This is a genomic window from uncultured Campylobacter sp. (genome assembly GCF_938031315.1).
Lineage (GTDB): Bacteria > Campylobacterota > Campylobacteria > Campylobacterales > Campylobacteraceae > Campylobacter_B.
Window position 1 is genome coordinate 1 of sequence record NZ_CALHHT010000318.1, and the last position, 1,716, is coordinate 1,716.

Here is a 1,716-nt window from a genome sequence, read left to right on the forward strand (position 1 = left end):
GCCGCATTCAAATCCGCCGAATTTAAATAACTTTTATACAAAATTTGATAAGCTTATTTTGATTAAAATTTTATCTTTAAAAGGACGAAAAATGAAAAAGGTCATCACTTGCGTCGATCAAAATGCGCTTGCCCCAGCGGTTAGAGATTACGGAATTTACGTCGCTAAAACCTTGGGTGCCGAGCTCGTGTTTATTCACGTGGTTGAAATCCCGGAGCTTGGCGAGAATTTTTATGGGCTAGCCGCAGGCGGAATCGTCCTAGGAGAGAATGATATCCTTGCAAATAGCTACGGAAGTCCCACACTAGGCGGCGTGGATGCAGAAAAGGACCACGAAGAAGCCGAAGCAATGCTGGATGAATATATCTGCGCTGCGACTGCTGCGGGCGTAAAGGCGAGTAAGATCATTAAAGATGGCGATTTCATCGACGTTATCGCCGAGTACAAGGACGAAGCTGAAATTTTTGTACTCGGTATCAAGGGCTCAAATAACGAGGACGTAGGCTTTAACGCAAGCGTGCTAATAAAGGAGCTTCACGTGCCGTCGCTGCTCGTGAATAAGGAATTTTCACCTATTAACTCCGTGCTCATTGCGTTTGACGGCACCGATGCAGCAAAGCGAACGCTTGAGTTTATAAAGAGCTCAAAGCTTCTTGCGAGCGCACATAAACATGTCTTGCACATCAATCTCGATGCCACAGAGGGCGAGCGGACGCTGGATCTGGCGCGAGAAATTTTAGGCACTCAAAACGCCACTTTCAAATACATCCAAGCGGAAGTGCCCGCCGATGAGATCATCAAATATCGTCGCGCTAATGAGCTCGATCTGATCGCCACGGGAGCCTTTACGAAGGGATTTTTCAAAAAGCTCTTTTTAGGCAGCGTCTCCGAGGATATCTTGCACAATGCGCTTGTACCGGTGCTAGTGCTATCGTAATCGCAAGACCAAACGCCGATAAGCGCTAAATTCCGTCGCTTATGTTATTTTAAAGTGGCGGAATTTTAAAATTTTAAAATTTTAAATCCTTCGTTTTTCAAATTTATATACTTTTTAAAATTTATATAAATTTTGCTTAAGAATTCGTCAATAGATCTTATTAAATTCCGTTAAATTAGTAATTACATATAAAATTTTATGATTTAGTTTATTAAAAATTTTATTATTATTTAAGAAGAATTGTAAGATAATCCCGCCAGTAAATTGATATGGATTATAAAATCTAAAAAGGATTTTTATGAAAAAGGGCAAAATTTTACTCTCTTTTGCGCTACTTTGCTCGCCGTTTTGGCTTACTGCGGCGCAAAATAGCGGCGCTTCTCAAAACTCGTCCGCTGCAAGCTCTGCCTCTAAAATTTCGTCGTCGCAAAGCTCGCGCACAGCCGCCACATCGCGGAGTTCTACATCGCCTATTTCAAATTTATCCTCTAATAGTGCAGCGTCGCAAAGCTCTGCGCAAAAGCCTGGAAGCCCTACCGCTGTAAATTCCGCGCCGTAGGGCAACGCCGTCGTAAGTTCCGCTACTAAAGGCATTGCACAAAATTCTGCGTCACAAAGCAGTAGCGCAGAAAATTCTACGCTGCAGAGCTCGGACGGCGATAATCTCGGCACCATAAACGTCACGGGCAAAGCCGATCTGTCCACTACCGAGGGCACGGGCTCTTATACGACGGGCAATATGAGCACCGCGACGGGACTAAATTTAAGCATAAGAGAAA

General features: G+C 43.8%; 2 protein-coding genes. One reads left to right on the plus strand and one right to left on the minus strand.

Features of this window, described 5'->3' with window-relative positions; genetic code table 11:
* Positions 1 to 91: 91 nt before the first annotated feature.
* Entirely contained in the window at positions 92 to 937 is an 846-nt protein-coding gene (locus Q0236_RS07830) for a universal stress protein (RefSeq protein WP_297916671.1), read from the plus strand.
* A 381-nt stretch (positions 938 to 1,318) separates the two neighbouring features.
* Here the strand turns inward: Q0236_RS07830 and Q0236_RS07835 are convergent, their stop codons facing one another.
* Positions 1,319 to 1,654, minus strand: coding sequence for a hypothetical protein (locus tag Q0236_RS07835; RefSeq protein ID WP_297916672.1), 336 nt, complete (start codon positions 1,652 to 1,654; stop codon positions 1,319 to 1,321).
* Positions 1,655 to 1,716 lie beyond the last annotated feature (62 nt).